Source organism: Bradyrhizobium sp. USDA 4369, from assembly GCF_054056435.1.
The window spans coordinates 6,192,315-6,216,569 of sequence record NZ_JBSRYH010000001.1; the positions used below are offsets into that span (position 1 = coordinate 6,192,315).

Here is a 24,255-nt window from a genome sequence, read left to right on the forward strand (position 1 = left end):
CTCCTCCAGGCCAATCCGGCCACAATCGGCCCGAATCATGGGATGATCGCGCGATGGATGAAACCATGACCGAACCCCAGCAGACCGTGCCCTTCGCCCCCTTCGAGTGGATGCTGTCGGGACGCTATCTGCGTGCGCGGCGTCGGGAAGGGTTCATCTCCGTCATTGCCGGGTTCTCCTTCCTCGGCATCATGCTCGGCGTCGCGACCTTGATCATCGTGATGGCGGTCATGAACGGCTTTCGAAAGGAGCTGCTCGACAAGATCCTCGGTCTCAACGGTCACCTGCTTGTGCAGCCGCTGGAGTCGCCGCTGACCGACTGGAAGGATGTCTCCGAGCGGATCTCGCAGGTGCAGGGCATCCGCCTTGCGGCCCCTGTGGTCGACGGCCAGGGCCTCGGCTCGTCGCCCTTCAACGCGTCGGGTGTGTTCATCCGCGGCATCCGCTCCCAGGATCTCGTGAACCTGACGTCGATCGCCAAGAACATCAAGCAGGGCACGCTCGAAGGCTTCGACGAGGGCCAGGGGGTCGCGATCGGCCGCCGGCTGGCTGACCTGTTGTCGCTGCATGCGGGCGACAGCATCACCCTGGTGGCGCCGAAAGGCGCCGTGACGCCGATGGGCACGACGCCGCGCATCAAGCCCTATAAGGTCGCGGCGGTGTTCGAGATCGGCATGTCGGAATATGATTCGAGCTTCGTGTTCATGCCGTTGTCGGAAGCGCAGGCCTATTTCAACCGCAACAACGACGTCACCGCGATCGAGATCTTCACCAGCAATCCGGACAAGGTGGAGCAGTTTCGCAAGACGGTGACCGAGGCGGCGGGCCGTCCGGTCTTCCTGGTCGACTGGCGCCAGCGCAATTCGACCTTCTTCAACGCGCTCCAGGTCGAGCGCAACGTGATGTTCCTGATCCTGACGCTGATCGTGCTGGTCGCCGCGCTCAACATTGTCTCGGGCCTGATCATGCTGGTGAAGGACAAGGGCCAGGATATTGCGGTCCTCAGGACGATGGGGGCGTCGCAGGGCGCGATCATGCGGATTTTCCTGATCACCGGTGCCTCGATCGGCGTGGTCGGGACGCTCACCGGCTTCATCGTTGGTCTCCTGATCTGCATGAACATCGAGACCATCCGGCTGTTTCTGTCATGGTTGACCAACACGGACCTGTTCGACCCGACCCTGTACTTCCTGTCGAAGCTGCCGGCTGAGATCGATGCCGGCGAGACGAGCGCGGTGGTCATCATGGCTCTGACTCTGTCTTTTCTGGCCACGCTCTATCCATCCTGGCGCGCCGCCCGCTTAGACCCGGTCGAAGCGCTTCGCTACGAGTGAGGCGCTGATGGACGAGCAGGGGGCGGAGGATGTACCTGTTGTTTATCTCCATGAGATCAAACGACAGTACATGCAGGGCGAGCGGCAGCTGACAATTCTGGACGGCGCCAAGCTCGCTTTATGGGCGGGGCAGTCGGTCGCGCTGGTGGCACCGTCAGGATCGGGCAAATCGACGCTGCTGCATATTGCGGGACTGCTCGAAAGCCCCGATGAGGGCGAGGTGTATGTCGCGGGGGTGCCGACCTCGCAGCTCACCGATATCGAGCGCACCCAGATGCGCCGCACCGACATCGGTTTCGTCTACCAGTCGCACCGGCTGTTGCCGGAGTTCACGGCGCTGGAGAACGTGATGTTGCCGCAGATGATCCGCGGCCTGAAGCGCTCCGAGACGGTGAAGCGGGCGACCGAGATCCTGGCCTATCTGGGGCTCGGCGAGCGCATCAAGCACCGTCCGGCCGAACTGTCCGGCGGCGAGCAGCAGCGCGTCGCGATCGCGCGCGCGGTCGCCAACGCCCCGCGCGCGCTGTTGGCCGACGAGCCGACCGGCAATCTCGATCCCGGCACGGCCGATCATGTCTTCCACGCCCTGATGCAGCTCGTGAAGGCGACCCGCGTCGCCATGCTGATCGCGACCCACAACATGGAGCTGGCCGGCCGCATGGACCGGCGCGTCTCCATCGTCGGCGGCAAGGTGGTCGAGCTCGACTGAACGGCTCGGTCGGGGTCAAGGCCTGATGACGGTCATCTTGAACGGTTCGCGACGGGCGGCGGCATGGGCGACCGCCTCATTGGCGTGATCGAGATCGAAACAGGTCGGTTCGAACTGAGCGAGTTCGAGCAGGCCGGCCCGGATCAATGCCACCATCCTCACCGTCGCGCTTGGCGGATACATCCAGACGCCGTGGATAGTGACGCAATTGCGCATGATCCAGGGGTAGGGCAGTTCGAGCGCAGCGCCGCCGAGCATCCCGACGCCGCCCATCAGCACCACGCGGCCGTAAGGACGCACGGTCGTCACCGCGGACCGCACCACCGTCGTCGTGACCGACGGCGGCATGATGTCGAGCACGCAGTCGATCGGGCTCGGCGCGGCGCGCATCATGCGTTCGGTGTCCTCGTTCTCGTCGCCTGACAGTCTGGCGGGACGGACGCGTGGCCCGAACCTGCGCTGCAGTTCGGCCAGCATGGTCTCGTTGCGGCCGGGTGCCACGACCGCTGCGGCTCCCATGGCAAGCGCCACCGCGACCGCGGCACTGCCGAACCTGCCGGTGGCGCCGCTGATCAGCACGGTCTCGCCGGCCTGTAGATTGGCGGCCAGAAGGCCGCCATAGGGGACGAGCAGGGTGCCGAGCGCGCACCAATGCGCGGCCTCCTGCGCGTCGATGCGGCCGATCGGCTTGGCGTTCTCCGTCGGCAGCCGCATGCGTTCGGCGAAAGAGCCGTGACGAAAATGCTGTTGCAGCTTCAGCCCGCCCGGGCCGCGCGCGCTCAAGCCCTGCAGCGTGATGTCGGGCGCGAGATCCGCATCGCGCGAGCGGACCGTCGGATCGCAGAACACCCAGTCGCCGATCGTAAGATGTGTCGCATCGGGGCCGAGCGCACGGACCCGGCCGATGCCGCCGGTCCCTGGAATGACCGGCAGCTCCAGCAGGTACTGCCGTTCGCCGCTGAACACCTCATTCGCATAGGACAGAACGCCTGCCGCGACGATGTCGACAATGACCTCGCCGGTGCCGAGCACGGGGGCCTCGACCTGCTCGATATCGAGCGGCGCTCCAAAGCGTTTCAGCACGGCTGCTTTCATGATCCTTCTCCATTCCCGATGGCGGTGGCCGAGCATGGCGGTCTATCCTTCGCGCCAGAAGGCCTGGTATTATCCTAGGACTGAAGCGGCCCACTGTGGGAACGCGCTCGCGCGGGGAACGCAGCATGAGTGATCCAAGACATGCCGAGCTCGGAAACTTCCTGCGCTCGCGGCGCGAGAGGTTGACGCCGCAAGCGGTCGGGCTTGCGACTGGGCGGCGGCGGCGCACGGCCGGGCTGCGCCGGGAGGAGGTTGCCGAACTCGCTGGGATTGGCGTCGACTGGTACATCCGGCTCGAGCAGGGCCGCGCGGTGAAGCCGTCATCTGCGACCATCGATGCGCTGGCGCGCGCCCTTCGCCTCAACCGAACGGAACACGCGCATCTCAAGGCGCTGGCGAGCAATCCCCTGCGAAAGCCGTTCGTGCGCGAGCAGGTGCCGGCCGGATTGCGCGAGCTGGTGCAGAGTCTGAACCAGCCCGCCTACATCTCTGGACGGCGATGGGACGTGCTGGCGTGGAACGCCGCGGCGGACGAGATCTTCGGGTTCTCACAGCTGGCCGACGACGAGCGCAACACGCTGCTGCTGATGCTGTGCGTGCCGGGCGTGCGCCGGCTATTTGGTGCGCAATGGAAGGAGCTGGCGAAGCGGATGGTCGCGCAGTTTCGCGCGACCTATGATCTGTGGGCGGGTGATCCTGCCTTCCTTGATCTGATCGCGCGGCTGCGACGCGGCAGTCGCGAATTCGAGGAGCTGTGGGCAGCTCACGACATCAACGGCCTGGTCGCCGGCGAGAAGCTGCTCGAACATCCGAAGAAGGGCCGCGTCCGGCTTCGCTACGCGACATTCCAGGCCAATGACGATCCTGCGCTGAAGCTTGCGATCTACTACACAATCTGAGGGCTTCTACCGAACGCGTGGGGACGCGCTCAGTCGCTGAGTTCCGAGCTGCCGTGTAGTGAGCCACCATACAATCGTCGGTTTTGCGCATGATGATGCCAAGCATTCGCAAGGTGATCGGTTGTCGTCAAGAATTCACGACTGGGACCTCAAGGCGACGGTGATGTGACGCGGCGTGCCGTGATTTCGGCAGCGATGTGCGTCTCGTATTGTGGCGTGCGCGCGACGCCGGCCACGACTCTTCCTTATATCCTATTAGTTATTTGTTTGGAGGGCAGCCAAGCCCTTGGAAAACAGGCATTTGCCCCCAATCCCATAAAAGCCGGAAAGAACGCTTCTAATCTGCTCATCAAGTGATCTCGGTGAAGCGCGTTGCGAATGCATCGTCGCATCGTCGCGCTGCATGTATTTGAGTCGGAACAGAGGGTTTGGGGACCTTGGGACAGAAGCTACGGAGTTCGATGATGAAAACGCTTTTCGGCGCAACGGTGGGACTCGGCGCGATCGCCGCGGCGACATCCGCCTTGGCTGCTGACCTTCAGATGAAGAAGGGTCCCTACACCAAGGCTCCGCCTGCTGTGGTGGCGACGGTCTATGACTGGAGCGGCTTCTATGTCGGTTTCAATGCCGGTGGCGGTTCCAGCCGAGACTGCTGGAATCTGGTTCAGAACGCCAACGTCGTGGTGAACCCGGCTCTCAATCGTGAGGGCTGCTCCGGCGGCGGCGGTGCGGCCGTCGGTGGCCAGGTCGGCTATCGCTATCAGATGGCGAACTGGGTGTTCGGCGTCGAGGCGCAGGGCGACTGGGCCAACTTCAAGGGCACCAATCGCAACCTGATCCTGCCAAATGTCAGCGACCGTTCGCGCACCAACGGCTTCGGCCTGTTCACCGGCCAGGTCGGCTACGCCTTCGACAACATTCTGGGCTACATCAAGGGCGGCGCGGCGGTCGTCGGCGATCGCTACGACACCTTCACGACGAACACGAATGTCATGCTCGATCGGGCGAATACGACCCGGTGGGGCGGCACGATCGGTGCGGGTCTGGAATATGGCTTCGCGCCGAACTGGTCGGTCGGCGTCGAGTACGATCACATCTTCCTGGGCAACAAGAACCTGAACTTCGTCAACGCCGCTGGCGCGCCTGCGATGACTCATCGCATCAAGCAGGATGTCGACATCGGGCTCGTTAGATTGAACTACAAGTTCGGCCCTGGCTTCGGCATGATGCGCTGAAGCCGCTGCTTGAGCGGAGGCGAGCGACACGCCTGCCTCCGTCTCGATCCTGTTCGTCAGAGCGTGATCCGGAAAGCGGAAACCGGTTTCCGAGAAGATCATGCGCCAGGAAGAAAGATCATGATGCGTTTCCGTGGGAGCGCATCATGATTGCGATCGTCTTCGAACTCAGTCCTCTTCGAACACGAAGGGATTGGGCAGCGGCGCGTAGGGATTCGGGCGCGGGGGACGTGGCTTGATGCGCTGCCGGTTCGGATAGGGATACGGCGTTGCGCGCGGATCATCGCTGACGCCGGCAAAGTAAGGATTGGCGATGCAAGCGAGCAGGCGTCCCGATGCAGTCGCTTGGCACTGCGCGTAGCTGTCGAAGGTGCAATTGCTCAAGCCGGGAAACTGATCGCCCTGCAGACAGAACGGATGCCTGATTCCAACCGCCTGCGCCGGAGCGTGGGCTGCGACCACAAAGCCGGCTGCAGCCAAGGTTGCGAAGAACACACCACGCATCACCGATCTCTCCTTCATCCCCTGATGTCCTGACCCGGCAGACAGCACGCGAAGCAGTGCGCGCGAGCCGCTTCGTGTGTAGTCGGTCAGCTCCCGATTGCATATCAAAAAGTTCCATCAACACACTGTGATTACAGATTAATTTCCAGTCATGTCTGAGGCGCGTTCAGCAGCGCCCTGTGACATCATGGCTACAGCAATTGTGGCGCAGATCGTTAAGACGTGCGGTTGGCCTGGGGGCCAAATGAGACGAGACTGGATTGATGAAGAAACTTCTGTTGACGACGACGGCGCTCGTGGTGCTGGCCTCGCCGGCGCTGGCCGCGGATCTCGCCGCGCGTCCCTACACGAAGGCGCCGCCGCCGGTGATGGCCGCGATCTATGACTGGAGCGGCTTCTACATCGGTGTGAACGGTGGCGGCGGCTGGACCCACAACACGTGGGATCTCGTTGGCGGCGGTCGCGAGGGCTCGCACGATTCGTCGGGCGGCACGGTCGGCGGCCAGGTCGGCTATCGCTGGCAGATGGGGCAGTTCGTGTTCGGCGTCGAGGCGCAGGGCAATTGGGCGGACTTCTCCGGTGACAATCAGAGCGCGCTGTTCGGCACCCGCAATCGCACCAAGACCGATGCGTTCGGCCTGTTCACCGGCCAGGTCGGCTACGCCTGGAATAACGTGCTGGTCTACGCCAAGGGCGGTGCGGCCATCACCAGCAACACCTACACGATCACCAACGCCGCGACCGGCGCGTTCCTCGGTTCGAACGACAACACCCGTTGGGGCGGCGTCGTCGGTGCTGGCCTCGAATACGGCTTTGCGCCGAACTGGTCGCTGGGCGTCGAATACGACCATCTGTTCATGGATCGCCAGACCGTGAGCTTCGGCGCGCTCGGCTCCCACAGCATCAAGCAGGATGCTGACCTGTTCACGGCCCGCCTGAACTATCGATTCGGCGGCCCGGTCGCGACGCGGTTCTGAGTCGTTTCCTCGGACGATCGGCCAAGTCATCGGCCAAGCCACAAGCCCCGGCGTGATCGCGCCGGGGCTTTTTCTTGCGCGAGCGGGGTGGATTAACCACGTCTCGCTGCGGCCGGTCACCGTCGCCGGCGGCGTGCTTGACCTGAGAACAGAAAAGGAACATTGTTCTTCATATGTTCTAGCTCAGGGAGGGTCCCCATGCTGAAGGTTTTCGTCGAAGAAGCCGCCGCACTGGCGTCGATCACGCTGTTCGTCGGAATGATCGCGCTCTGGGCGCAAATCATTCCGCAGCTTTGATGGTTTGATAGGGCGGCTGGGGAAAAGCCGGACAGCGGCAGGAGCGGCCCGACTCGCACGGGCTGATCCGGTATCATCGGCAAGCGAGTCGGCGAGGGAACCATCAGACCCGGCCGTCGGCCCTCGCACCGCACCGATCCCCGGAAGTCCTCAGAGAAGTCGCAAGGCGAGCATGTCCAGCGCCGGATTCGTCCATCTCCACGTCCATTCCGCCTATTCGCTGCTGAAGGGCTCGATCAAGATCGCCAAGCTGGGCGAGCTCGCCAAGGCCGACCGCCAGCCGGCGCTGGCGCTGACCGACACCGACAACATGTTTGGTGCGCTCGAATTCTCCGACAAGATGGCGGGCTATGGCATCCAGCCGATTGCCGGCTGCGAGCTCGCGATCGATTTCGGCGACATGGATCCCAACGCCCGCAACGCTGCGGCGGTGGCGCAGCCGTCGCGAATCGTGCTGCTGGCGGCGCGCGAGGAGGGCTATCGGCACCTGATGCGGCTGAACTCGCGGGCCTTCCTGGATACGCCGACGCACCAGGCGCCGCACATCAAGTTCGACTGGCTGCAGGAGGGGGTCGACGGCCTGATCGCGCTGACCGGCGGGCCTGATGGCCCGATTTCGCTTGCCATCCAGCACGACATGGCGGCGCTGGCGGCGCAGCGCTGCGAGCGGCTGGCGAGCCTGTTCGGCGACCGCCTCTATATCGAGCTGCAGCGCCATGGCACCGACCGCGAGCGCCGCGTCGAGGGCGGTCTGATCGACATCGCCTATGGCAAGGGCCTGCCGCTGGTCGCGACCAACGAGCCCTATTTCGCGACCGCCGATGACTATGAGGCGCATGACGCGCTGCTGTGCATCGCCGGCGGCCATCTCATCGCCGACACCGATCGGGTGCAACTGACGCCCGACCATCGCTTCAAGACGCGGGCCGAGATGGCGGTCCTGTTCGCCGATCTGCCTGAGGCGCTGGCCTCGACGGTGGAGATCGCCGAGCGCTGCTCGTACCGGCCACGGACGCGAAAGCCGATTCTGCCGTTCTTCACGGTCGGCGCCGGCTCGGGCGATGCCGTGGATGCGGCCAGCGCCGAGGCCGCCGAGCTCAAGCGGCAGGCGGAGGAGGGCTTGGCACGGCGCCTCAAGGTGCACGGCATGGCGCCGGGCATGACCGAGGAGGACTATCAGAAGCGGCTCGCTTTCGAGCTCGACGTCATCACCCGCATGAAATATGCGGGCTACTTCCTGATCGTGTCCGACTTCATCAAATGGGCCAAGGCGCACGGCATTCCGGTCGGACCGGGCCGCGGCTCTGGCGCCGGCTCCCTGGTCGCCTGGGTGCTGACCATCACCGACCTCGACCCGATGCGGTTCGCGCTGCTGTTCGAGCGCTTCCTCAATCCCGAGCGCGTGTCGATGCCGGACTTCGACATCGACTTCTGCCAGGACCGCCGCGGCGAGGTGATCTCCTACGTGCAGCAGCGCTACGGCCGCGATCAGGTGGCGCAGATCATCACCTTCGGTACGCTGCAGGCCCGCGGCGTGCTGCGCGACGTCGGCCGCGTGCTGCAGATGCCCTATGGCCAGGTCGACAAGCTCACCAAGCTGGTGCCGCAGAATCCGGCTGCGCCGGTGACGCTCGCCGCGGCGATCGAGGGCGAGCCGAAGCTGCAGGCGTTCCGCGACGAGGATCCCGTCGTGGCGCGCGCTTTCGACATCGCAATGCGCCTCGAAGGCCTGACGCGCCACGCCTCGACTCACGCCGCGGGCATCGTGATCGGCGACCGGCCGCTCAGCCAGCTGGTGCCGATGTATCGCGATCCGAAATCCGACATGCCGGTGACCCAGTTCAACATGAAATGGGTCGAGCCGGCTGGCCTCGTCAAATTCGACTTCCTCGGCCTGAAGACGCTGACCGTGCTCGACGTCGCGGTGAAGCTGTTGAAGCAGCGCGACATCCATGTCGATCTGGCGACCTTGCCGATCGACGATGCCGCGAGCTACCAGATGCTGGCGCGCGGCGACGTTGTCGGCGTGTTCCAGGTTGAAAGTCAGGGCATGCGGCGGGCGCTGATCGACATGCGTCCGGACCGCTTCGAGGACATCATCGCGCTGGTTGCGCTGTATCGCCCCGGTCCGATGGCCAACATCCCGACCTATTGCGCCCGCAAGCACGGCGAGGAGGAAGCGGAGTATCTGCATCCGATCCTGGAGCCGATCCTCAAAGAAACCTTCGGCGTCATCATCTACCAGGAGCAGGTGATGCAGGTCGCGCAGCAGATGTCCGGCTATTCGCTCGGCGAAGCCGACCTGCTGCGCCGCGCCATGGGCAAGAAGATCCGCGCCGAGATGGACAAGCAGCGCGTCCGCTTCGTCGAGGGTGCCGTCAAGAACGGCGTGTCGAAGGACCAGGCCGATACCATCTTCGACCTGCTCGCCAAGTTCGCCGACTACGGCTTCAACAAGTCGCACGCCGCCGCCTACGCGCTGGTGTCCTACCACACCGCCTATATGAAGGCGCATTATCCGGTCGAGTTCATCGCGGCGTCGATGACGCTCGATCTCAACAACACCGACAAGCTCTCCGAATTCCGCGCCGAGGCGCAGCGTTTGGGAATCAAGGTCGAACCGCCCTCGATCAACCGCTCGGGGCCGACCTTCGAGGTCAGCGGCAACACCATCTTCTACGCGCTCGCCGCGCTGAAGGGCGTAGGACCCCAGGCGATCGAGATGATCGTCGAGGCCCGCAACAAAGGCGGGCCGTTCACCTCGCTCGCGGACTTCGCCTCCCGCGTCAATCCGCGCGCGATCAACAAGCGCATCATCGAGACGCTCGCCGCCGCTGGCGCCTTCGATTGTCTCGACAAGAACCGCGCCCGCGTCTTCGCCGGCGCGGACGCTATTGTTGCCGCCTGCCAGCGCGCGCATGAGGCCGCGACCTCGGGCCAGAACGACATGTTCGGCAATGCCGCCGATGCGCCGGCGATCATCCTGCCCAACGTCGAGAACTGGCTGCCGGCGGAGCGTCTCCGGCGGGAATATGACGCGATCGGCTTCTTCCTCTCGGGCCATCCGCTCGACGATTACGCGGCGGCCTTGAAGCGGCTGCGGGTGCAGAGCTGGGCCGAGTTCTCGCGCGCGGTGAAGACCGGCGCGACCGCGGGCAAGGTCGCCGCAACAGTGGTGTCGCGCATGGAGCGCCGCACCAAGACCGGCAACAAGATGGGCATCATGGGCCTGTCGGATCCGACCGGTCATTTCGAGGCCGTGCTGTTCTCGGAGGGCCTCGCGCAATATCGCGACGTGCTCGAGCCGGGCGCTGCGGTGCTGCTGCAGCTCGGCGCCGAGCTGCAGGGCGAGGATGTGCGCGCCCGCGTGCTGCACGCGGAGCCGCTCGACGATGCCGCCGCCAAGACCCAGCGCGGCCTGCGCATCTTTCTGCGCGATACCAAGCCGCTCGATTCCATCGTCAAGCGCCTGCAGGGGCCGGAGGCCGCGGCCAATGGCGTTGGCGGGCTGGCCAAGTCGGCCGCGCCGCCGCTCGCGCCGCGGGCCGGGGAGGGCGAGGTGTCTCTGGTGATGATGCTCGACCTCGAGACCGAGGTGGAGATGAAGCTGCCCGGGCGTTTCAAGGTTTCGCCACAAATCGCCGGCGCCATCAAGGCGGTGACCGGCGTGGTCGACGTGCAGCAGCTGTGAGCGAGCGGTCCGGTGGGCCGGGGAGGGGTCCGGATCGGGGAGCGACGCGCAGCTGCGATCAGCAATACGACGCGGAACCGCAGGGCGAGGAACCAAAAGGCTGCCCGCGGGCTGTACGGGCACGCCCCCGTTCAACCGCGGTTCAGCCACGCGCGCGCTGAATCCGGGGCAGGATGCCTCGAAGGGCTCGAACCGTCATGCGCTGTTCAAAGATCGTCTGCTCTGTCTCGCTCTGCCTGCTCGCGCTGGCAGCTTCGCTCGTGTCTGCCGCGGCGCAGCAGCCCGCAACCGAGAAACGCATCGCGCTGGTCATCGGCAACGGCGCCTATGCCAAGAGCTCGCTGGCCACGGCCGCCAACGATGCCGGCTTGATCGCGCAGACACTGCAGGCGGCGGGGTTCGATGTGGTCGGCGCCCGCGACCTCGACGGCGATACGCTGCGCAAGAGCTTCCGCGACTTCATTCACAAGGCGCAGTCGTCCGACGGCAACACCGTCGCGATGGTCTATCTCGCCGGCTACGGCATGCAGCTCGCCGGCGAGAATTATTTCATTCCGGTCGACGCCAATATCGCCAGCGATGTGGACATTCCGACCGAGAGCCTCCGCCTCAGCGACTACATCCGCCAGCTTGCCGCGACGCCGCTGAAGGCCGGCGTGGTCGTGCTCGACGCGGCTCGCCAGCAGCCCTTCATCGCCAACGGGCCGACTCTTGCTGGCGGGTTGGCGCTGGTCGAGCCCGACAACAACATGCTGATCGCCTTCAATGCCGCGCCGGGCACGATCGCACCGAACGAGACCGGCTCCTACGGCGTCTATGCGCGCTCGCTGGCGGAGATGATCCGCACCGGCGGTCTGTCGCTGCCGGAGGTGTTCGACCGGCTGCGGTTGCGGGTCAACGAGGAGACCAAGGGCGCGCAGGTGCCGTGGGATGCGCAGAAGATCCAGGCGGCTGTCACCTTCTTCGAGCGGGCGCCGGATGCGCCGGCCGCGCAAGCCTCGCCCGAGCAGACGGCGGCGCTGCGCACGCGGCCGATCCGCGATCTGCCGGTGCAGGAGGCCTATGTGGCTGCGCTGGAGCGCGACACCTTGCAGGGCTATGAAGACTTCGTCGCGGCCTATCCGGCCGACCCGCTGGCGCGACGCGTGCGCGCCATTCTCGCGGCGCGCCGCGAGGCGCTGACCTGGCGTCGCACTTTTCGCACCGACAGTCCCGAGGCCTATTGGTCCTATCTGAAGCGCTATCCAAATGGCGCCCATGCCGAGGACGCTCGACGGCGATTGACGATGCTGTCGGCGCCGCCGGCGCCGCCGCCGACCTTCGCCATGATCGACTATGACGTGCCGCCGCCGCCGCTCGATGAAGTCGTCTATGTCGAGCGTCCGGTGCTGATGTTCTCGGATCCGGAGTTCGGCTTCGTGCCGCCGCCACCGCCGCCGGTCTATATCCTGCCGCCGCCACCGCCCGACTTCATCGATCTGGCGCCGCCCTTTGCGCCGGTCGGCGTGTTCATCCTGCCGCGGCCGGTGTTCGTGCCGATCCCGGTCTATTGCCATCCCCCGGCGTTCGTTGCGCCGCCGCCGAACAACATCATCTATCAGAATATCCACAACACCACGGTCATCAACACCGTGATCAATCGGCCCGCGCCGACGCCGCCGACCGCGCCGCCGGCGACAGGCCCGGCGGCCGCCGGCCAGGCGACCGCGCCGCCGCCCACGATCGCGACGCCGCCCGCAGCCGCCGTTGTGCCGCCGCTGCCGCCAGCAGCGGTGCAGCGGGCGAGCTTGATCCAGCAGGGCAAGGCGCCATTGCCCGGCGCCGGAGCGGGGCCTGGTGCCGCGGCGGGGCTTGCCGCCGGGGCGGGGCCGGGCAGCCATGGACCGGCCACCAATCCGACGCCCAGCGGCAGCGTTGGCACGCCGCCGCTGCCGCTCGGTCGACCGGGGCCGGTTTCGCCTGCGGTGAATGCGCTGCCCATGCCTGGTCAGGGGGCACCTGCGATCCCGCCGACCGGCAATGGCGGTCACGTGCGGACCCCGTTGCTGGCCACGCCCGCACCGGGCCCGGCGCAAGCTGCGCGACCGGCCGGCGGATCGCCGCCGCCGCAGCAACCTGCGTCCGGGCTGCAGGCGAGCCGCACGCCGCCCGGCGCGACGGCCCAGCCGGTGCCGCCGCCAGCCATGTCGCGTCCGGTGCGGCCGAACGTCGGTCCGCGCGCCCCTGAGGTGCGGCCGCAGCTGCAACAGGCTGCGCCGTCGCCGCGCCGTGCGCCACCTCCGCCTGCGGCGACCGCGCGCCTGAGCCCGCCGCCGGCGCCGCCTCGACCACCGACGCCGCCGATGGTTCGCGCCGCGCCGGTCCACGCCGCGCCGCCGCCGATGATCCGTCCCGCGGGCCCGCCGCCAATGATGCGTCCCCCCGGGCCGCCGCCGATGGCGCGACCGGCTCCCCCACCGCCGATGACGCGTCCCAGTCCGCCGCCGATGGCTGCCATGGCCCGGCCGCCGTCGCCCCCGCCGATGATGCGGCCCGCGGCGCCGCCGCCGCGGCCGGCTGCTCCGCCGGCGGCCGGCAAGAGGTGTCCGCCGAACGTGCCGCATTGCTGAGCCGCATCGGGTGGTGGTGGCTCGGTTGCAAGGTCGGTCTGTTTTCGTTATTGGCCGGACTGCGGGCTGATCGAGCGTATGACGCAGGACGTCGGCGGCCGCCGGCGTGTTGCGGGGGTGCGATTGGGACGCGGCTTTGTGAGGATTGTGTCGGCGCTGCTCTGGTGGTGCGTGATCATTGCCGCTCTCGGCGCGATCGGCATCACCGGGGTGCCGTCAGGCGCAAGTGCGCAGTCGATCGCCGGCGCGGACACCGTCTATGCCTCGGCGCCGCCGCGACTGCTGCAGATCCGCACCCTCCTGGCCGATGCCGGCCGCCAGACTTCGACCGGCTCCGGCTTTCTGGTCTCGGCCGACGGCCTTGCGATCACGAACTACCACGTCGTCTCCGACGCGGCGCTCGAGCCGAAGACCTATCGGCTCGAATATACCGGAGCAGACGGCACGCAGGGCGGCGTGACGCTGGTCGCGGTCGATCTGCCCAATGATCTCGCCCTCGTGCGCGTCGACAAGCACGATGCGCCGTTCTTCACCTTCGACAAAGCGGCGCTCGAGGGCAGCCTGCCAAAGGGCGAGCGGCTCTATTCGCTCGGCAACCCGCTGGACCTCGGCTTTACCATCATCGAGGGGACCTATAACGGCCTCGTCGAGCACAGCTACAACGACCATATTCACTTCACCGGTGCCCTCAATCCCGGCATGAGCGGCGGTCCCGCCGTGAACGCGCAAGGGCAGGTGGTCGGCGTCAATGTCGCAACGCGACGTGGCGGTCAGCTGATCAGCTTTCTAGTGCCCGCCCGCTTCGCGGCCGCTCTGCTGACCCGCGGCAAGGACATCAGCCCGGAGGCCGCGGATCTGCGCAAGGACGTCGTTGCCCAGCTCGCCAGCTGGCGCGGCGCGCTGTACAAATCCCTGGCCGAGGAAGGCTTCCATGATCGCGTGTTCGGCTCCTATCAGGCGCCGGAAACGCATGCGGCGTGGTTCGAATGCTGGGCCAGCACCAATGCCAGCGCCTCGCCGAAGCCGCGGGCCAGCATCAATTCGACCAGTTGCAAGGCTGATGCGAGCGTCTATGTCGCCTCCGACCTCAACACCGGTACGGTCGAAATCAATCATTCCTACGCGAAGTCGATCGACCTCAATCAGTTCCAATTCGCCACCGTGCTGACGCAGCTTGCGCAGCCGCGGCTGACCTTGGGCGGCACGTTCCGCAAATGGTACACGCCGCAGCACTGCCATGAGGATTTCGTCGGCATCACGCCGCCGGCCGATCACCCGCCGCTGCGCGTGCTCTGGTGCGCGCAGGGCTATCGCGAGTTCGACGGCCTTTATGACGTCGCGGTCGTCGCGGTGACGCAGGACCGTGCCGACGAGGCGCTCGTCTCCCGCCTGAATCTGCAGGCGATCGCCTATGACGACGCGTTGCGGCTTGGCAGGAGCTTTCTCGAACGTCTGCAGGTCGCCCGATGATCTGGATCGAGATTCTCTCCAAGCATCGCGAGGTCGCCGGCCGCTTCCGCGTCGACTCGACGGAGATCAGCATCGGCCGCGGCTACGACAATCACGTCATTCTCGACGACCCCTATGTTGCCGCGCGCCATGTCCGGATCTTTCGCGACGCTGACGGGCGCCTCGTCGCTGAGGATCTCGGCAGCGCCAATGGGCTCTATCTCGACAGGAGCAGGAGCCGAAAGCCGCAGCTCGTTCTCGACGGCGTCCAGCCGATCCGCATCGGACAGACGCTGCTTCGGGTCCGTGACGCCGCGCATGCGGTCGAGCCGGAGCGGCTGGTGGGATCTGAACGCAGTGCGCTGCCGGTCGTGGCCGCCATCGCTCTCGGCGCGGTGCTGCTGGCCATCAACGCGATCACGGTGTGGTTTGCGCAAACCTCCGAAGCGCATCTGTCCGACTATCTCGTCCCGACGCTCACGATGGTCGGGGTCGTGGCGGCGTGGGTCGGCATCTGGGCGCTCTTGGGGCGGCTGTTTTCGGGACGCTCGCAGGTCCTGCGCCATCTCCTGATCGCCGAGGCCGGGCTCACGGCGTTCTGGATCTACAGCGAGTTTGCGCAGATTGCTTCGTTCGCGCTGACCTGGGCCGCCGTCTTCACCTATGGCTATGTGTTCTCCTGGACAGTCATTGCAGCCACGTGTTTTCTGCATCTGCGCGCGGTCGGGCGGACGCATCTGGTTGCCAAGGGCGTCGTGGTCGGTCTCCTGCTCGTGGTGGCCATCGCGGTCCAGACCCTGCAACGGTCGGAGGCATTCGCCAATTCGGGGCGGCCCAATGTCAGCCATGTGCTGATGCCGCCATCGCTGCGGCTGGTGCCGCTGCGGCAGCAGCAGGTCTTCTTCGATAGCGTCGCCGCCTTGAAGGCGAAGCTCGACGCGGATCGGGCGGAGCTGAAAGCGCCCGGTGTGGAGCGCTGAGCACAATCCTACTCTCTTTGCTGCCGGAGATTGCAAGGTTCCCGGTTCCCGTCATAGCCTTTGTCCGGGGCTTTACGGGGATGGAAACATGAACAGGCGGGCGCTTCTGGGGTTGGGTGCGGCACTTCTGGTGTCTGGATGCCTCACGGGCAAGGAAGGCACCGAATATGCCGTGGTGTCGCAGAAGATCGGGGCGCCCCGCCCGGGACACTCCCGGATCGTCATCATGAGCCTGAAGGATTCCTGGCTGGATCGCACCAATTGCGACGCCAAGGTGGACGGCGTGGCTCTGCCCCGTCTGCTGCCCGGGACCTATGCCTATGTCGACCGTCCGGCCGGCGCGCACCATGTCGTGGCCACTCAGCTGCTGTTTCCAGGCGAATCCTACCTCGATTTCACCACCGAGCCGGGCAAGACCTATTTCTACTCGATCAGGCCTAGCGAGCGGTCGAGGGCGATGCAGGGCGGAGGAATGGCGTTCGGGCTGGTGGGCATGGGCGTCATGGCTGCGGCCTCGTCAGGGGCTGACAACAAGGGGCCTGTCGACTTCGTTCCGCTCCAGGAGGGCCAGGCCAAGACCGCGCTCGCCGAGCTTCTGCAGGCGGAATAGGCCCATTTTCCTTGCGTTGCGCCAGAATCCGGCTATATAGCGCGCCATCTCACACGGAAACTTGGCTCTCCTAGAGGGCGTCCGGTGGCAAGCCGGGCCTTAACGGCCTGATTTTGCTCACGCGTTTCCGGAGGACTCAACCGGAGAATATCCAATGGCGCTGCCTGAATTCACGATGCGCCAGCTGCTTGAAGCTGGCGTGCACTTTGGTCACCAGTCTCACCGCTGGAATCCGAAAATGGCCGATTTCATTTTCGGAGCCCGCAACAACATCCACATCATCGATCTCGCGCAGACCGTGCCGCTGCTGCACACGGCGCTGCAGGCCGTCAGCGACACCGTCGCCAAGGGCGGCCGTATCCTGTTCGTCGGCACCAAGCGCCAGGCGCAGGACAACGTCGCTGATGCGGCCAAGCGCTGCGCGCAGTATTTCGTCAATTCGCGCTGGCTCGGCGGTACGCTGACCAACTGGAAGACGATCTCGGCCTCGATCAAGCGCCTGCGTCACCTCGACGAGGTGCTGTCGTCGGGCGAGGCCAACTCCTACACCAAGAAGGAGCGCCTGACCCTGCAGCGAGAGCGCGACAAGCTCGATCGTTCGCTCGGCGGCATCAAGGACATGGGCGGTCTGCCCGACATGATCTTCGTGATCGACACCAACAAGGAAGACATCGCGATCCAGGAGGCCCAGCGCCTCAACATTCCGGTCGCCGCGATCGTCGACACCAACTGCGATCCGAAGGGCATCACCTACGTGGTTCCCGGCAATGACGACGCCGGCCGGGCCATTTCGCTGTATTGCGACCTGATCGCGCGCGCCGCCATCGACGGCATCTCGCGCGCCCAGGGCGAGCTCGGCATCGACATCGGCGCCTCCGCTGCGCCGCTCGAGGAAGAGCTCCCGGCTGCGACGGCCGCCTCGACGTTCCAGGGTCTGCCTGGTCCGCGCGGCACCGCCGACGATCTCAAGAAGCTCACCGGCGTGTCCGGTGCGATCGAGAAGAAGCTGAACGACCTCGGCATCTTCCACTTCTGGCAGCTCGCCGAGCTCGACCACGACACGGCGCACCAGATCGGCGAAGAAGTCGGTCTGCCGAGCCGGGCCGATGCCTGGGTCGCCCAGGCCAAGTCGCTCGCCGACGCCTAAGACGACACGACAAGAATCTGGCCGGCGTTGCACGCCGGCCATCGCGACTGAGATAGGTAGTTCCTGGCAGCGGACGGCGTCGAGCCATCCGCTGCGTCGCGCTTTGGACAGGCAAAAGGACGTTCAACGATGGCTAATATCACCGCAGCGATGGTGAAGGACCTGCGCGAGTCGACCGGCGCGGGCATGATGGATTGCAAGGCCGCGCTCACCGAGACCGGCGGCGACATGCAGGCCGCGCAGGATTGGCTGCGCAAGAAGGGCCTGTCGAAGGCCGCCAAGAAGGCCGGCCGGGTCGCGGCTGAGGGCCTGATCGGCGCGCTCACGTCGGGCAAGAAGGGCGTGGTCGTCGAGGTCAATTCGGAAACCGACTTCGTCGCGCGCAATGAGCACTTCCAGGGCCTGGTCAAGATCATTGCCCAGGTCGCGCTCGACGTCGGTGCCGATCTCGAGAAGATCAAGGCCGCCAAGGTCGGCAGCATCACGGTCGAGGCCGCGATCGCCGATTCGATCGCGACCATCGGCGAGAACCAGACGTTGCGCCGCGCGGCCGCGCTCGAAGTGAGCGAGGGCGTCGTGTCGAGCTACGTCCACGGGGCGGTCATCGAGGGCGCCGGCAAGCTCGGCGTCATCGTCGCGCTGGAATCGCCCGGCAAGACCGATGAGCTCGCCGCACTCGGCCGCCAGCTCGCGATGCATGTCGCAGCCGCCAATCCGCAGGCGATCGATGCCGCCGGTCTCGATCCGGAGATCGTCAAGCGCGAGAAGGACGTGCTCGCCGACAAGTATCGTCAGCAGGGCAAGCCGGAAAACGTCATCGAGAAGATCGTCGAGTCCGGCCTGAAGACCTACTACAAGGAAGTCACCCTGCTCGAGCAGGCCTTCATCCATGACAGCGGCAAGTCGGTCGCGCAGGCGCTGAAGGAAGCCGAAGGCAAGGTCGGCGGTCCGATCAAGGTGGCCGGTTTCGTCCGCTATGCGCTCGGTGAGGGCATCGAGAAGGAAGAGACCGACTTCGCTGCCGAAGTCGCCGCCGCCAGCGGCAAGAAGTAACGACGACTGAAGACAGGCACGATCCGGCGCGGTCTTCGCGCCGGATCTCAACGCGCGGATAGGGACATATTGGCACATGGCTGAGCCGGTCTATCGTCGCGTCGTGGTCAAGCTGTCCGGCGAGTATCTCGCGGGCCCTCATTCCTTCGGTATCGACCAGGCCACCGTCGACCGTATCGCCGACGATCTGATCGCGGCGCAAAAGCTCGGCATCGAGATCGCCGTCGTCGTCGGCGGCGGCAACATGGTGCGCGGCGTCGAGGTCTCGTCCCAGGGCGTGTCGCGCCCCACCGGCGACACGATGGGAATGCTTGCCACCGTGATGAACTGCCTCGCCTTGGAGGCCGCGATCCAACGCAGGGGTATCCCGGCACAGGCGCTGTCGGCCTTCGTGATGCCGCAGGTCTGCGAGCTGTTCACACGCGCTGCAGCGCACAAGGCGCTCGCCGAGGGACGTATCGTCGTGCTCGGCGGCGGCACCGGCAATCCTTACTTTACGACCGACACCACGGCCGTGCTGCGGGCCGCCGAGATTGGCGCCCAGGCGGTGCTGAAGGCCACCAATGTCGACGGCGTCTATAGCGCCGATCCGAAGAAAGACCCGGCCGCCAAGCGCTTTGACCGGCTGACCCACTCCCAGGCCATCGAAGGCGGCTACAAGGTCATGGACGCGACCGCATTCGCGCTTGCCCGGGAAACATCGCTGCCTATCATTGTATTCTCCATTGCCGAGCCCGGCGCGATCGGCGCGATGCTGCAGGGCGAAGGGCACGGCACCATCGTCGCGGGGTGAGCGCGATACCGTCCGCGGCCGGTGTTGGACCCTGCCCAGGGCTGCGGTAGAAGCGGACGCGACACAGGAATTCGTCCGGGAATCGTCAGGGCCGGCCTTGGGCCTCCGTTCGGGAGGTCCGGTCCAGCCGGCCACGGTGCCTCGGGTTGCAGGAAAGGAAAGCGTGATGAGCACGGGCAATTTCGACCTCAACGAACTGAAGCGCCGCATGCAGGGCGCGACCCAGGCGCTGAAGCACGAACTCGGCGGTCTGCGGACCGGCCGCGCCTCGGCATCGATGGTCGAGCCGGTCCAGGTCGAGGCCTATGGCTCGCACATGCCGCTCAACCAGCTCGCCACCGTCTCCGTGCCCGAGCCGCGCCTGCTGTCGGTGCAGGTGTGGGACCGCACCATGGTCAAGGCCGTCGAGAAGGCGATCGTCGATTCCAATCTGGGCCTGTCGCCGGCCACCGAGGGCCAGGTGATCCGGCTGCGCATTCCCGAGCTCAACCAGGAGCGCCGCAAGGAACTGGTCAAGGTAGCGCACAAATATGCTGAAGCTGCCCGCGTCGCCGTCCGCCATGTCCGCCGCGACGGGCTCGATACGGTGAAGAAGCTCGAGAAGAATCACGAGATTTCCGAGGACGATCAGGAGCGGTTTGCGACCGACATCCAGAAGGCGACCGACAGCGTGATCTCCGAAATCGATCAGCTGCTGGCGGCGAAGGAAAAGGAAATCCTCACCGTCTGAAGGATGCTCCTGATGACCAATGCCGCGGCCCCCATGACGGCGCCGGATCGATCCGACGGTCCGGCCCATGTTGCCATCATCATGGATGGCAATGGCCGCTGGGCTGCGGCGCGCGGACTGCCGCGGGCGGAAGGTCATCGCCGCGGTGTCGAGGCGCTGCGCCGTGTCGTGCGCGCCTCGCACGAGCTCGGTATCCGCTACCTCACCATTTTTTCGTTCTCGTCCGAGAACTGGTCGCGGCCGGCGAGCGAGATCGGCGATCTGTTCGGCCTGCTGCGCCGCTTCATCCGCAACGACCTCGCCACGCTGCATCGCGACGGCGTGCGTGTCAGGGTGATCGGCGAGCGCGATGGCCTCGATCCCGACATCTGCGCGCTGTTGAGCGAGGCCGAAGAGCTGACCCGGAGCAACACCAAGCTCACGCTCGTGGTCGCCTTCAACTACGGCTCCCGCCAGGAGATCGCGCGCGCGGCGCAGCAGCTGGCGCGCGAGGTCGCCGAGGGACGGCGGGATCCGGCCTCGATCGATGCCGACGCGATCGGCGCCCACCTCGATGCGCCGGATATTCCCGATCCTGACCTCATCATCCGCACCAGCGGGGAACAGCGGCTGTCGAACTTCCTGATGTGGCAGGCAGCCTATAGCGAGCTCGTGTTCGTTCCCATGCACTGGCCCGATTTTGACAAGGCCGCGCTCGAAGGCGCGATCGCCGAGTTCGGCCGGCGCGAACGCCGCTTCGGCGGCCTCGTGGCGAAAACAGCCTCGTGACCAAGCCCGACACCGCAGCCGCTGGTGATGCTGTGACGACCGCGCAGTCGAAAAAGGCCGCGCCGAGCAATCTGCTGCTGCGGATTGCGGCGGCCCTCGTCCTGGTGCCGCTGGCGCTGGGCGCAGCCTATGCCGGCGGCGTGTTCTGGACCGCCTTGGTCACCCTGGTCGCCGTCGGCCTGTATCTGGAATGGCTGATGGTGGTCGGCGAGGTCCGCGCCGTACGCGTGAGCGTGACCGGCGCGCTGGCGATTGCGGCTGCCGGGGTCTGTCTCGCTTTCGGCTTGGTCGATGTCGCGGCGGTCGCGCTCGGCCTGGGCCTCGCGCTCGTCGCGGCCCTGGCGGCCGGGCACCGCAGCTGGGCGGCGACCGGATTCATCTACGCCGCCGCGGCCGAGCTCGCCTCCGTGCTCGTTCGCCTCGACGTGTCCGAGGGCTGGCACGCCTTGGTGCTGGTCTTCCTGGTCGTGTGGTCGAGCGATATCGGAGGCTATGTCGCGGGGCGTGGCATCGGCGGGCCGAAGCTCGCGCCGCGGATCAGTCCGAACAAGACCTGGGCCGGCGCGATCGGCGGTTTCGTCGCGAGCCTCGTCGCCGCAGCCTGTTGGGCGCTGGCCGGCGCCGGCGGCCTGGTGGCGATGGTCGTGCTCGCAGCGGTGCTGTCGGTCGTGTCGCAACTCGGGGACCTGTTCGAGTCCGCCGTGAAGCGGCACTTCGGCGTCAAGGACTCCGGTCACATCATCCCCGGCCATGGCGGTCTATTGGACCGCCTGGACGGCTATGTCGCGGCAATTGTCTTTGCCGCAATTCTCGGTTTGTTGCGCGGCGGTCTCGAAGGCGTCGGCCGCGGTCTTCTGGTTTGGTGACCGGCGCAGCTGACCGGTCGAAATCTTTGGTGAGAACATGAGCGCAGTGCCATTGCGGAACAACAAGGCTGGTCGCGCGGAGGTGCGCAGCATCACCGTGCTCGGCGCCACCGGCTCGATCGGCGATTCGACCATGGACCTGTTGCGCGGCGCGCCCGAACGCTATCGGGTCGAGGCGCTGACCGGCAACAGCAATGTGCAGGGGCTGGCCAAGCTCGCCCGCGAATTCAAGCCCAGCTTCGTGGCGGTTGCCGATCCGGCCCGGCTCAATGAGCTGCGCGATGCGCTGGCCGGCACCGGCATCGCATGTGGGGCAGGGGAGAGCGCCATCATCGAGGCGGCCGCGCGCCCCGCCGACTGGGTCATGGCCGCCGTCTCCGGCGCCGCCGGGCTGAAGCCGGCTTTGGCCGCCGTCGACCGTGGCGCCACCGTGGCACTCGCCAACAAGGAATGCCTGGTCTGTGCGGGCGACTTCTTCATGCAACGCGCCGCGCAGGCCGGCGCCTGCATCCTGCCGGCCGATTCGGAGCACAATGCGCTGTTCCAGGCGCTGTCCTCGGGCAATCGCGAGGAACTGGTGCGGGTCATCATTACAGCGTCCGGTGGTCCGTTCCGAACCTGGGCTGCCGCCGATATCGAGCAGGCGACCCTGGCGCAGGCGCTGAAGCATCCGAACTGGAGCATGGGCCAGAAGATCACGATCGATTCGGCCTCGATGATGAACAAGGGCCTCGAAGTGATCGAGGCGTCCTACCTGTTCGCGCTGTCGCCGGACGAGATCGACGTGCTGGTGCATCCGCAGTCGATCGTCCACGGCATGGTCGAGTTCTCGGACCGGTCGGTGGTGGCGCAGCTCGGCGCCCCCGACATGCGCATCCCGATTGCCCATTGTCTGGGCTGGCCTGACCGGATCGCGGGACCTTCGGCCCGGCTGGATCTGGCCAAGATCGGCACGCTGACCTTCGAGGCGCCGGACTTCGTGCGGTTCCCTGGTTTGCGGCTGGCCTATGATGCGCTCCGCACCGGCCGGGGCGCCACAACGGTGTACAACGCGGCCAACGAGGTCGCGGTGGCGGCCTTCGCCGCCGGGCACATCCGCTTCGGCGCGATCGCCCGGCTGGTCGAGGCCACGCTTGAGCATTGGATACGGTCAGGTAATCAAGCACCGCTAACATCGGCGGACGACGCCATCGCCATTGACCATGATGCGCGAAAAAACGCCGCGGGGCTCTTGCCTCAAATCGCCGCAAAAGCATCTTAAAGGGTTCGACGGGTCTCCGGGCCCACGGGAAGGGAAGCGGATGTCCGAGTTTTTCCACCATATCTTCAATACGTTGAGCAACGGCCTTCTCGGCTATATCGTCCCGTTCCTGTTCGTGCTGACGATCGTGGTGTTCTTCCACGAGCTCGGTCACTTCCTGATCGCGCGCTGGGCAGGCGTGAAGGTGCTAACGTTTTCGCTCGGATTTGGTCCGGAACTGATCGGTTTCAACGACCGCCACAACACCCGCTGGAAGATCTCGGCGATTCCGCTCGGCGGCTATGTGAAGTTCTTCGGCGACGAATCGGAGGCCTCGACACCGTCGGCCGAGGCGCTGGCCAAGATGACGCCGCAGGAGCGCGCCGACAGCTTCCACCACAAGACGGTTGGTCAGCGCGCCGCGATCGTCGCGGCCGGTCCGATCGCGAATTTCATCCTGGCCGTGATCATCTTCGCCGGCATGGCGCTGTATTTCGGCAAGCCGAACACCACGCCGCGGGTCGACGCGGTGCAGCCGGACAGCGTCGCGGCGGCGGCCGGCTTCAAGAATGGTGACGTCATCGCGGCCATTGACGGCCGGCCGATCGAGACCTTCGCCGACATGCAGCGGGTTGTGTCGGTCAGCGCCGGCTCGGAATTGTCGTTTCTGATCAAGCGCGACGGCACGGAACTGACCCTGAAGGCGACCCCGGCGCTGAAGGAGGTCAAGGACCTGTTCGGCAACAGCCACCGGATCGGCGTGCTCGGCATCCAGTACAACGCCAAGCCCGACGAATCGCGCTCCATCCCGGTCGGGTTCTTCGAATCGATCAAGATCGGCTTCGAGCAGGTCTGGTTCATCATCGCGACCACCTTCAAGTTCATCGCGTCATTGTTCGCGGGAGCCGGGAGCGCCGGCGATGTCGGCGGTCCGATCCGAATCGCACAACTCTCCGGACAGGCCGCGAGCCTTGGTTTCCAATTCGTTGTGCAGCTGTGTGCGACCCTGTCGGTCTCCATCGGCCTGTTGAACCTGTTCCCGGTTCCTCTGCTCGATGGCGGGCACCTGCTGTTTTACGGGGTTGAAGCGGTCCGCGGCCGTCCGCTGTCCGAGCGGGCCCAGGAAATGGGGTTCCGAATCGGTCTGGGGCTGGTTCTGATGCTGATGGTGTTCGCGACCTACAACGATATTCTGCACCTCGCCGGGTCGTGATCACGGCCATTTTAAGACGTGGCGGATGGGCAACGTTTTGAAACGAATTTGAAAAT

The 24,255-nt window shown here is 65.8% G+C and carries 20 protein-coding genes; 18 read left to right on the forward strand and 2 right to left on the reverse strand.

Translation table 11 applies throughout. From position 1 onward, the window contains the following. Positions 1 to 53 precede the first annotated feature (53 nt). Together ACVIJ6_RS28135 and ACVIJ6_RS28140 are read left to right on the forward strand one after the other, a co-directional pair. Positions 54 to 1,334: a lipoprotein-releasing ABC transporter permease subunit gene (locus ACVIJ6_RS28135; protein WP_012044557.1), complete on the forward strand. Its 1,281-nt coding sequence runs from the start codon at positions 54 to 56 to the stop codon at positions 1,332 to 1,334. Between the two features lie 7 nt (positions 1,335 to 1,341). Beyond that, complete coding sequence (locus ACVIJ6_RS28140) at positions 1,342 to 2,043, forward strand: ABC transporter ATP-binding protein (RefSeq protein WP_012044556.1); 702 nt, start codon at positions 1,342 to 1,344, stop codon at positions 2,041 to 2,043. Between the two features lie 15 nt (positions 2,044 to 2,058). Here ACVIJ6_RS28140 and ACVIJ6_RS28145 read toward each other — a convergent pair whose 3' ends face one another. Beyond that, the gene (locus tag ACVIJ6_RS28145; RefSeq protein WP_456775374.1) at positions 2,059 to 3,138 is read right to left on the reverse strand and encodes an alcohol dehydrogenase catalytic domain-containing protein; all 1,080 of its coding nucleotides are present in this window, start codon (positions 3,136 to 3,138) and stop codon (positions 2,059 to 2,061) included. Positions 3,139 to 3,263: 125 nt separating this feature from the next. Between ACVIJ6_RS28145 and ACVIJ6_RS28150 the strand changes: the two genes are divergently transcribed. After that, entirely contained in the window at positions 3,264 to 4,037 is a 774-nt protein-coding gene (locus tag ACVIJ6_RS28150; protein WP_172236385.1) for a helix-turn-helix transcriptional regulator, read from the forward strand. 461 nt (positions 4,038 to 4,498) lie between these two features. Then, complete coding sequence (locus ACVIJ6_RS28155) at positions 4,499 to 5,272, forward strand: outer membrane protein (protein ID WP_012044553.1); 774 nt, start codon at positions 4,499 to 4,501, stop codon at positions 5,270 to 5,272. A 168-nt stretch (positions 5,273 to 5,440) separates the two neighbouring features. Here the strand turns inward: ACVIJ6_RS28155 and ACVIJ6_RS28160 are convergent, their stop codons facing one another. Continuing rightward, positions 5,441 to 5,776: a DUF3551 domain-containing protein gene (locus ACVIJ6_RS28160; RefSeq protein WP_456777097.1), complete on the reverse strand. Its 336-nt coding sequence runs from the start codon at positions 5,774 to 5,776 to the stop codon at positions 5,441 to 5,443. Between the two features lie 263 nt (positions 5,777 to 6,039). On the opposite strand from ACVIJ6_RS28160, the gene ACVIJ6_RS28165 reads away from it, so the two are divergent. The 14 genes from ACVIJ6_RS28165 to rseP all read left to right on the forward strand — a co-directional run bounded on the left by ACVIJ6_RS28165 (position 6,040) and on the right by rseP (position 24,199). Next, positions 6,040 to 6,753: an outer membrane protein gene (locus ACVIJ6_RS28165; RefSeq protein ID WP_456775375.1), complete on the forward strand. Its 714-nt coding sequence runs from the start codon at positions 6,040 to 6,042 to the stop codon at positions 6,751 to 6,753. Positions 6,754 to 7,222: 469 nt separating this feature from the next. After that, positions 7,223 to 10,741, forward strand: a complete 3,519-nt coding sequence (gene dnaE / locus ACVIJ6_RS28170; RefSeq protein ID WP_456775376.1) for a DNA polymerase III subunit alpha — start codon at positions 7,223 to 7,225, stop codon at positions 10,739 to 10,741. A gap of 197 nt (positions 10,742 to 10,938) precedes the next feature. Beyond that, entirely contained in the window at positions 10,939 to 13,350 is a 2,412-nt protein-coding gene (locus ACVIJ6_RS28175) for a caspase family protein (RefSeq protein WP_456775377.1), read from the forward strand. A gap of 78 nt (positions 13,351 to 13,428) precedes the next feature. Beyond that, entirely contained in the window at positions 13,429 to 14,820 is a 1,392-nt protein-coding gene (locus ACVIJ6_RS28180; RefSeq protein ID WP_456775378.1) for a S1C family serine protease, read from the forward strand. Then, complete coding sequence (locus ACVIJ6_RS28185) at positions 14,817 to 15,779, forward strand: FHA domain-containing protein (protein ID WP_456775379.1); 963 nt, start codon at positions 14,817 to 14,819, stop codon at positions 15,777 to 15,779. The genes ACVIJ6_RS28180 and ACVIJ6_RS28185 overlap by 4 nt, the downstream gene beginning before the upstream one ends. Before the next feature lie 88 nt (positions 15,780 to 15,867). Further along, positions 15,868 to 16,389, forward strand: a complete 522-nt coding sequence (locus ACVIJ6_RS28190) for a DUF2846 domain-containing protein (protein WP_456775380.1) — start codon at positions 15,868 to 15,870, stop codon at positions 16,387 to 16,389. 154 nt (positions 16,390 to 16,543) lie between these two features. Then, positions 16,544 to 17,536 (forward strand): 30S ribosomal protein S2, encoded by a 993-nt coding sequence (locus ACVIJ6_RS28195; protein WP_456775381.1) that lies wholly within the window; start codon positions 16,544 to 16,546, stop codon positions 17,534 to 17,536. A gap of 129 nt (positions 17,537 to 17,665) precedes the next feature. Beyond that, complete coding sequence (tsf, locus tag ACVIJ6_RS28200; RefSeq protein WP_456775382.1) at positions 17,666 to 18,589, forward strand: translation elongation factor Ts; 924 nt, start codon at positions 17,666 to 17,668, stop codon at positions 18,587 to 18,589. 76 nt (positions 18,590 to 18,665) lie between these two features. Further along, complete coding sequence (gene pyrH / locus ACVIJ6_RS28205) at positions 18,666 to 19,382, forward strand: UMP kinase (RefSeq protein ID WP_456775383.1); 717 nt, start codon at positions 18,666 to 18,668, stop codon at positions 19,380 to 19,382. Positions 19,383 to 19,548: 166 nt separating this feature from the next. After that, on the forward strand, positions 19,549 to 20,112 hold the full coding sequence (gene frr, locus ACVIJ6_RS28210) for a ribosome recycling factor (RefSeq protein WP_456775384.1): 564 nt from the start codon (positions 19,549 to 19,551) through the stop codon (positions 20,110 to 20,112). A 12-nt stretch (positions 20,113 to 20,124) separates the two neighbouring features. Continuing rightward, positions 20,125 to 20,880 carry an isoprenyl transferase gene (locus tag ACVIJ6_RS28215; RefSeq protein ID WP_456775385.1) on the forward strand — a complete coding sequence of 252 codons (756 nt, stop codon included), beginning with the start codon at positions 20,125 to 20,127 and terminating at the stop codon, positions 20,878 to 20,880. Next, positions 20,877 to 21,746, forward strand: a complete 870-nt coding sequence (locus tag ACVIJ6_RS28220) for a phosphatidate cytidylyltransferase (RefSeq protein WP_456775386.1) — start codon at positions 20,877 to 20,879, stop codon at positions 21,744 to 21,746. The genes ACVIJ6_RS28215 and ACVIJ6_RS28220 overlap by 4 nt, the downstream gene beginning before the upstream one ends. A 37-nt stretch (positions 21,747 to 21,783) precedes the next feature. Continuing rightward, positions 21,784 to 23,007 carry a 1-deoxy-D-xylulose-5-phosphate reductoisomerase gene (gene dxr / locus ACVIJ6_RS28225; RefSeq protein WP_456775387.1) on the forward strand — a complete coding sequence of 408 codons (1,224 nt, stop codon included), beginning with the start codon at positions 21,784 to 21,786 and terminating at the stop codon, positions 23,005 to 23,007. Positions 23,008 to 23,047: 40 nt separating this feature from the next. Beyond that, the gene (gene rseP / locus ACVIJ6_RS28230) at positions 23,048 to 24,199 is read left to right on the forward strand and encodes an RIP metalloprotease RseP (protein WP_012044538.1); all 1,152 of its coding nucleotides are present in this window, start codon (positions 23,048 to 23,050) and stop codon (positions 24,197 to 24,199) included. The last annotated feature ends 56 nt before the right edge of the window (positions 24,200 to 24,255 follow it).

Excerpts from the sequence above, each read along its gene's own strand:
- ACVIJ6_RS28135 (WP_012044557.1), top strand. The coding sequence starts at position 54 with ATGGATGAAACCATGACCGAACCCCAGCAGACCGTGCCCTTCGCCCCC.
- ACVIJ6_RS28140 (WP_012044556.1), top strand. The coding sequence starts at position 1,342 with ATGGACGAGCAGGGGGCGGAGGATGTACCTGTTGTTTATCTCCATGAG.
- ACVIJ6_RS28145 (WP_456775374.1), bottom strand. The coding sequence starts at position 3,138 with ATGAAAGCAGCCGTGCTGAAACGCTTTGGAGCGCCGCTCGATATCGAG.
- ACVIJ6_RS28150 (WP_172236385.1), top strand. The coding sequence starts at position 3,264 with ATGAGTGATCCAAGACATGCCGAGCTCGGAAACTTCCTGCGCTCGCGG.
- ACVIJ6_RS28155 (WP_012044553.1), top strand. The coding sequence starts at position 4,499 with ATGATGAAAACGCTTTTCGGCGCAACGGTGGGACTCGGCGCGATCGCC.
- ACVIJ6_RS28160 (WP_456777097.1), bottom strand. The coding sequence starts at position 5,776 with ATGCGTGGTGTGTTCTTCGCAACCTTGGCTGCAGCCGGCTTTGTGGTC.
- ACVIJ6_RS28165 (WP_456775375.1), top strand. The coding sequence starts at position 6,040 with ATGAAGAAACTTCTGTTGACGACGACGGCGCTCGTGGTGCTGGCCTCG.
- dnaE (WP_456775376.1), top strand. The coding sequence starts at position 7,223 with ATGTCCAGCGCCGGATTCGTCCATCTCCACGTCCATTCCGCCTATTCG.
- ACVIJ6_RS28175 (WP_456775377.1), top strand. The coding sequence starts at position 10,939 with ATGCGCTGTTCAAAGATCGTCTGCTCTGTCTCGCTCTGCCTGCTCGCG.
- ACVIJ6_RS28180 (WP_456775378.1), top strand. The coding sequence starts at position 13,429 with ATGACGCAGGACGTCGGCGGCCGCCGGCGTGTTGCGGGGGTGCGATTG.
- ACVIJ6_RS28185 (WP_456775379.1), top strand. The coding sequence starts at position 14,817 with ATGATCTGGATCGAGATTCTCTCCAAGCATCGCGAGGTCGCCGGCCGC.
- ACVIJ6_RS28190 (WP_456775380.1), top strand. The coding sequence starts at position 15,868 with ATGAACAGGCGGGCGCTTCTGGGGTTGGGTGCGGCACTTCTGGTGTCT.
- ACVIJ6_RS28195 (WP_456775381.1), top strand. The coding sequence starts at position 16,544 with ATGGCGCTGCCTGAATTCACGATGCGCCAGCTGCTTGAAGCTGGCGTG.
- tsf (WP_456775382.1), top strand. The coding sequence starts at position 17,666 with ATGGCTAATATCACCGCAGCGATGGTGAAGGACCTGCGCGAGTCGACC.
- pyrH (WP_456775383.1), top strand. The coding sequence starts at position 18,666 with ATGGCTGAGCCGGTCTATCGTCGCGTCGTGGTCAAGCTGTCCGGCGAG.
- frr (WP_456775384.1), top strand. The coding sequence starts at position 19,549 with ATGAGCACGGGCAATTTCGACCTCAACGAACTGAAGCGCCGCATGCAG.
- ACVIJ6_RS28215 (WP_456775385.1), top strand. The coding sequence starts at position 20,125 with ATGACCAATGCCGCGGCCCCCATGACGGCGCCGGATCGATCCGACGGT.
- dxr (WP_456775387.1), top strand. The coding sequence starts at position 21,784 with ATGAGCGCAGTGCCATTGCGGAACAACAAGGCTGGTCGCGCGGAGGTG.
- rseP (WP_012044538.1), top strand. The coding sequence starts at position 23,048 with ATGTCCGAGTTTTTCCACCATATCTTCAATACGTTGAGCAACGGCCTT.